Origin of the sequence: Geodermatophilus chilensis, from assembly GCF_002802985.1 — a bacterium.
In the GTDB taxonomy this organism is placed as follows: Bacteria; Actinomycetota; Actinomycetes; order Mycobacteriales; family Geodermatophilaceae; genus Geodermatophilus; species Geodermatophilus chilensis.
The window spans coordinates 21791-27981 of the sequence record NZ_NVPT01000071.1 but is presented as its reverse complement, the minus strand read 5'-3'; the positions used below and the strand labels follow the sequence as shown (position 1 = coordinate 27981).

Below are 6191 nucleotides of genomic sequence, written 5' to 3'. Positions count from 1 at the left end.
CGCCTGTAACGGTCTCGTGGGCTCGGAGATGTGTATAAGCAACAGCTCCCCCACCTCGGCGACCTCCGCCACCTCGGTCTGGGCGAGCAGCACGACGTCGACGGCCACGGTGGCGACCACACCGGCGGCCGCGGCCAGCGCGCCGGCCAGGTCCGCGACCGGCAGCCGCACGGTGTGCCACGCGACGGCGGTGCCCGTCAGCTGCAGCTCCTCGGCCAGCGCCGCCCGCAGCGCGACGCCGGCCCCGCCGCTGGCCGCCAGCGTGCCGACGGCGCCGCCGTACTGCACCGGCAGCTCGGCGACCACCTCGGCCAGCCGCAGCCGGGCGCCGTCCAGCCCGGCCAGCCAGCCGGCGGCCTTGAGCCCGAAGGTGGTGGGCAGCGCCTGCTGCATGAGGGTGCGGCCGGCCAGCACGTCGTCCCGGTGGGTACGGGCGAGGCCCGCGGCGGTCTCCGCGGCGGCGGCCAGGTCGGCGTCGACCGCGGCGATCGCGTTCCGCGCCATGAGCAGCAGCGCGGTGTCCAGCACGTCCTGGCTGGTGGCGCCGACGTGGACGGCGACGGCGTCGCGCTCGCCGACCGCGTCCTGCAGCACCCGGACCAGCGGCGGCACCGGGTTGCCGGCGTCCGCGGCCCGGGCGACCACCGTGGCGAGGTCCAGGCGCCCGGGGTGCGCGCAGGCGGCGGTGACCGCGTCGGCCGCGGTGGTCGGCACCAGCCCGGTGCGGGCCGCGGCGCGGGCCAGCGCGGCCTCCACCTCGAGCAGCGCCCGGAACCATGCGTCGTCGGAGACGGCGGCCGCGGCCCCGCCGCGGGCGAAGGTCCCGGAGAACAGCGTCATACGGCGAAGAACACCGTCTCCCGGTCGCCCTGCAGGTACAGGTCGAGGCGGTAGCCGTCGTCGGTCGGCGTGGCGATCAGCGTCTGCCGGCGGTCCTCCGGCAGCCCCTGCAGGACGACGTCCTCGGCGTTGGCCTCCGCCTCGTCGGCGAAGTAGACCCGGGTGACGACCCGGTCGAGCAGCCCGCGGGCGAACACCGAGACGTCGACGTGCGGGGCCTGCAGGCCGCCCTCCCCGTCGGGCACCCGGCCGGGCTTGAGCGTGCAGATGGCGTAGTCGCCGTCGGGCACCGTCTGCGCGCGGCCGAAGCCGGTGAAGCCGGGGTACCGGGCGGAGCCGCGCGGGTCGTCGGGGTGGTCGAAGCGGCCGTCGGGGTCGGCCTGCCAGGTCTCGACCATCGCGTCGGACACCGGGTCGCCGTTGCCGTCGAACACCGTGCCGCGCAGCCAGACGGCGCCCGGGGTCCCCGGCGGGACGACGAACTCGCCGCCCTCCCAGGTGAGGCCGATCGCCAGGTACGGGCCGACGGTGGCGCTGGGGGTGGGCTGCAGTCGCGTCACGCCACGTCTCCGTCGTCCTCGGTCTCGAACGGTGTCTGGTCGCTGCCGCGCAGCACGATGTCCCACTCGTAGGCCAGCGCCCAGTGGTCGACGGTGCGCTCGTAGTCGAACCGGCTGATCGCCAGCGGGCGGGCCGCCTCCGGGATGGAGGTGAAGATGGGGTCCTGGAAGAACAGCGGGTCGTCCGGGAAGTACATCTGCGTGACCAGGCGCTGGGTGAAGGCCCGGCCGAACAGCGAGAAGTGGATGTGCGCCGGCCGCCACGCGTTGTCGTGGTTGCGCCACGGGTAGGCGCCCGGTCGGATCGTCAGGAACTCGTAGCGGCCCTGGTCGTCGGTCATGACCCGGCCCAGCCCGTCGAAGTGCGGGTCCAGCGGCGCGGGCCAGTTGTCGACCACGTGCCGGTAGCGCCCGGCGGCGTTGGCCTGCCAGACCTCGACCAGCGTGTGGGGCACCGGGCGGCCGTCGCCGTCGAGGACCCGGCCGTGGACGATGATCCGCTGGCCCACCGCCTCCCCGCCCAGCCGCCTGGTCAGGTCGGCGTCCTCCGGCCGGACCCGGTCCTCGCCCAGCAGCGGCCGGGTGACCTCGGTCAGGCGGTGCGGCAGGTCGACCGGGGTGCGCAGCGGGGCCCGCAGCCCGGTGCTCCGGTAGTCGGAGTAGCTCAGCGGCGTCCGCAGGGCGGCGTCCGTGCGCGCGTAGCGCGGCAGGTCGAGCCGGCCGCCGGATGTGGTCCCGGTCATGCCAGGACCGTAGGGCCGCCGGGCTACGCTGCCCAAGCCTGGCCTTCCGGCCAGCGGAAGGGAGCGTCGTGGCCGGTGGCGGGACGGCGGCGGGGCGGTCGGTGACCGCGCGCGCCCTCGACGTGCTCGGCGCCTTCGACAGCTCCGCGCCGCGGCTGACGCTCTCGGAGATCGCCGAGCGCTCCGGGACGCCGCTGTCGACCACCCACCGTCTGCTCGGCGAGCTCACCGGCTGGGGTGCGCTGCACCGGCGCCCCGACGGCCGCTACGAGATCGGCCGTCGGCTGTGGGACCTCGGCCTGCTCGCTCGCGTCCAGCTGGAGCTGCGCCAGGTCGCCGCGCCGTTCCTGCTCGACGTGCACACCGCGACCCGCGACACCGTGCACCTCGCCGTCCGGGAGGGCCGCAGCGCCCTCTACGTCGAGCGGGTCTCCGGCCGCGAGTCGGTCCCGGTGGTGAGCCAGGTGGGCAGCCGGCTGCCGCTGCACGCCACCGGGGTCGGCAAGGTGCTGCTGGCCGCCGCGCCGGACGACGTCGCCGAGGCCGTGCTGCGCGCGCCGACGCGGGAGACGCGGCACACCGTCGTCGACCCCGGGCGGCTGCGCCGGGAGATCGCCGAGGTGCGCCGCCGCGGGTACGCGCGCACGGCCGAGGAGATGTCGCTGGGCACCCTGTCGGTCGCCGTCCCGGTGCGCGTGGAGCGGCCGGCCGGCCCGGTGGTCGCCGCCGCCCTGGGGATCGTCGTCCCCAGTCACCGGCGCGACCTGCTGCGGCTGGTGCCGGCGTTGGAGGTGGCCGCGCGGGGCATCGGCCGGGAGCTGGCGCGGGCACAGTCCTTCCACTGAGCGGGAGCGCGCGGTTCCCAGCCCGGCGTAGCGGCGGTCACACTCGGCCCGTGCGCACTCAGGTGGGGATCATCGGCGCCGGTCCGGCCGGCCTGCTGCTGTCGCGGCTGCTCGCGCTGCAGGGCATCGACTCCGTCCTCCTGGAGAACCGGTCGCGGGAGTACGTGGAGGCGCGGATCCGCGCCGGCATCCTCGAGCAGCACACGGTCGACACGCTGACCGCGGCCGGCGTGGGGATGCGGCTGCAGCGGGAGGGGCTGGAGCACTCCGGCATCCACCTGCAGTACCCGGGCACCCGGCACACGCTGGACTTCCCGTCGCTGTGCGGGCGCACGGTGTGGGTGTACGGGCAGACGGAGGTCACCAAGGACCTCATCAGGGCCCAGCTGGACGGCGGCCCGCCGCTGCTGTTCGAGGTCTCCGACGTCCGCCCCGAGGACGTCGACGGCGACGCCCCGCGGATCCGGTTCACCGACGCGGACGGCGTCCCGCAGGTGCTCGAGTGCGACGTCATCGCCGGCACCGACGGCTTCCACGGCCCCTCGCGCGCGGTGGTGCAGGAGGCCGGCGGACGGGTGTGGGAGCGCATCTACCCCTACGCGTGGCTCGGCATCCTCGCCGACGCCGCGCCGGCCACCGACGAGCTGATCTACGCCTGGCACCCCGAGGGCTTCGCGCTCTACTCGATGCGCTCGCCGAAGGTGTCGCGGCTGTACCTGCAGGTCGACCCGACGGAGAAGATCGAGGACTGGTCCGACGAGCGGATCTGGGACGCCCTCGACACCCGCATGGCGCTGGAGGGCTGGTCGGTCAACCGCGGGCCGGTGACGGAGAAGTCGATCCTGCCGATGCGCTCGTTCGTCAGCGCCCCGATGCGCCGCGGCCGGCTCTTCCTCGCCGGGGACGCCGCGCACATCGTCCCGCCGACCGGCGCCAAGGGCCTCAACCTCGCCGTCGCCGACGTCACCCTGCTCGCGCAGGCACTGGTGCGGCTGCTGCGGGAGAAGGAGACCGACCTGGTCGACTCCTACTCCGACCGCGCCCTGGCCCGCGTCTGGCGGTGCACCCACTTCTCCTGGTGGATGACCTCGATGCTGCACCGCTCCGGCGACGACTTCGACGCCGAGCTGCAGCTCTCCCAGCTGCGCCGGGTCTGCTCGTCCGAGCCCGCCGCGGGCGAGCTGGCCGAGAACTACACCGGCCTCCCCCTCGAGCTCTGACCCGCCGCTGCGGCGGCCCGCCGAGTGCGCACTCGCCGTCGTCCAGGGTCCGGACGCGTACTCCCCACCCCCACACGCCGTGACCGGCCGCTGCAGGACTCCGTGCGGCACTGGTGAGCAGCCGGGTCAGCTCCGTTGCGCCAGGCTGCCATGGTGGGCGGCGGCGCTCAGGACGGCCAACGGATCTCGACCCTGGTCCAGGTGACCTCGAGCCGGCCGGGGAGAACCTGCTCCAGCGCATCGGCACCGACACGCTGCCGGGCCATCCGGCCGGCCATCTCGACCGCCTTGGCGGCCGCGGCCGCGGTGAGCGCGAACGCCGACGCGGTGAGCAGCGGCCCGGCGATCGCCACCCGAGCGAGCGTCGGGATCAGCGAGGAGAGCGACAGCGGCGCCACGTCGTGACCGGGCGCACGCGGGCCCGGAACCGCGGTCCCGTCCCTGTCGATGATCGCGTCCGGTTCGACCGGCTGCTGATCCGTCATCTCGTCCTCCGTCCACCGGGCACTCCGGCCCTGGAGCACCGCCCCCGCCCATCGTGACGGACGGAGGCACCGCGGCGCGAGGGCGCCGTCCGGAGACACGCGGGCGGACAGGAACGAGGAGTGACGGCTGCTGCTGACGCCTCTCGACGCACCGTCCCGGCGAACGGCCGGGGCCTGCCCGACAGGTTCTCCCGAGGCGGTCAGCGGCCGGCGTCCAGCAGGGTGAGGACGGCGTCCGCGGTGCCCGGCGCGAGCGGCAGGTGCGGGAGGACGGCGGGCAGCTCGTCGGGCTCGATGCCCTCGGCCAGCAGCGCGGTGAGCACCCGGTCGGCCTGGGTCGGCGGCACCGGCTCGTCGAGGTCCGCCAGCGCGGCCCGGGCCAGGAAGACCGCCCCCGAGGCGGCCGGGTCCTCCCCCGGCGGCGCGGACGCCGGTGGGCCGGCGGCCTGCCGCGTCAGCGCCTCGGCCGCCCGCACCAGCGACAGCGGCAGCCCCTCGGCCTCGACCTCCAGCAGCGGGACGTCGGCCAGCGCCGCCAGCACCAGGTGCTCGGCCTCGGTCCGCAGCGACGCCTCCCACTCCCCCGCCCGGACGACGCCGACCAGGTCGCGGCCGTCCTCGCCGAGGTCGTCGAGCAGCTCGACCCAGTCCGCCCGCCGCGTCGCCCGCGCCCGCTCGGCGGCGAGCACGCAGGTGGCCAGCACGAACGGCTCGAGCACCTCGCGGTCGAACCGGTCGGCGTAGAGGACCCCGGTCGCGTCCACCGCGTTGAGGACGTCGCGGAAGCTGCCCGGCCGGGCGTCGCCGAGGTCGAGCCGGCCGTCCTCCTCCCCGGACAGCGGCTGCCCGCGGGCGATGCGGTCGCCGATGGTCCCGCCGGTCTCGCCCAGCCGGCCGCGGCGCCGCTCGTGGTGCGGCCGGTCGGACATCCCGACGGTCCACGCGCACGCCTCGGCGATCAGCGCGGGCAGCCGCTCCCGCAGCACCTCGCGGCCGAGCTGACCCATCCAGTCGACGTCGAACACGCCTCCATGCGTGCCCCGCCGCGGCGTCAGCCGAACAGCTCGCCCAGGAACGACTGCTTGCGCTTGTGCCCGTACCCCGAGGAGGAGTGCTGCTTCTTCTGGACCTGGTTGAGCACCTCGCCGACGACCGCGCCGAGCCCGCCGGCGGAGCCGTGGCCACCAGCGGGGGCGGAGCCGCCGGTCGGGTGGCCCGACCCGGCGTGCGGTGCCGACGTCGAGGTGGGCCGGCCGCCCTCGTGCCACGCGGTCTCGGCGTCGATCAGCCGCTCGAGCTCACCGCGGTCGAGGAAGATGCCGCGGCACTCCGTGCACTGGTCGACGTGCACCCCGTTGCGCTCGTAGGTGCGCATCGTGCCGTGGCACTTGGGACAGGTCAGCTCCATGGCCGGGCAACGGGCGGCGGACGACACGCGTTCCCCCGCGCGCGGCGCGGGCCGACCTGGCGTCCGCACCGGCGACGGTGTGCGCAGATG

The 6191-nt window shown here is 75.6% G+C and carries 8 protein-coding genes; 2 read left to right on the top strand and 6 right to left on the bottom strand.

Annotated features, from left to right (window positions below):
* From CNO22_RS13585 to pcaH, 3 genes are all read right to left on the bottom strand, one after another.
* A partial coding sequence (locus CNO22_RS13585; protein WP_269799597.1) for a lyase family protein occupies positions 1–840 on the bottom strand: 840 nt, incomplete at its 3' end.
* Positions 837–1400, bottom strand: a complete 564-nt coding sequence (gene pcaG / locus CNO22_RS13580; protein ID WP_100499876.1) for a protocatechuate 3,4-dioxygenase subunit alpha — start codon at positions 1398–1400, stop codon at positions 837–839. The genes pcaG and CNO22_RS13585, both read right to left, overlap by 4 nt.
* Positions 1397–2143 carry a protocatechuate 3,4-dioxygenase subunit beta gene (gene pcaH, locus CNO22_RS13575; RefSeq protein WP_100499875.1) on the bottom strand — a complete coding sequence of 249 codons (747 nt, stop codon included), beginning with the start codon at positions 2141–2143 and terminating at the stop codon, positions 1397–1399. Before pcaH ends, pcaG begins: the two co-directional genes overlap by 4 nt.
* Positions 2144–2244: 101 nt before the next feature.
* Between pcaH and CNO22_RS13570 the strand changes: the two genes are divergently transcribed.
* Positions 2245–2988, top strand: coding sequence for an IclR family transcriptional regulator (locus CNO22_RS13570; RefSeq protein ID WP_232807015.1), 744 nt, complete (start codon positions 2245–2247; stop codon positions 2986–2988).
* Positions 2989–3038: 50 nt separating this feature from the next.
* Positions 3039–4208: a 4-hydroxybenzoate 3-monooxygenase gene (locus CNO22_RS13565; protein ID WP_100499873.1), complete on the top strand. Its 1170-nt coding sequence runs from the start codon at positions 3039–3041 to the stop codon at positions 4206–4208.
* A 167-nt stretch (positions 4209–4375) separates the two neighbouring features.
* On the opposite strand, the gene CNO22_RS13560 is transcribed toward CNO22_RS13565, so the two are convergent.
* The 3 genes from CNO22_RS13560 to CNO22_RS13550 form a co-directional block, all read right to left on the bottom strand.
* A complete protein-coding gene (locus CNO22_RS13560) occupies positions 4376–4693 on the bottom strand; it encodes a hypothetical protein (protein WP_100499872.1) in 318 nt (105 codons plus the stop codon).
* A gap of 200 nt (positions 4694–4893) precedes the next feature.
* Positions 4894–5718: a hypothetical protein gene (locus CNO22_RS13555; RefSeq protein WP_100499871.1), complete on the bottom strand. Its 825-nt coding sequence runs from the start codon at positions 5716–5718 to the stop codon at positions 4894–4896.
* Positions 5719–5744: 26 nt separating this feature from the next.
* Entirely contained in the window at positions 5745–6128 is a 384-nt protein-coding gene (locus CNO22_RS13550; RefSeq protein WP_232807014.1) for a TFIIB-type zinc ribbon-containing protein, read from the bottom strand.
* Positions 6129–6191 lie beyond the last annotated feature (63 nt).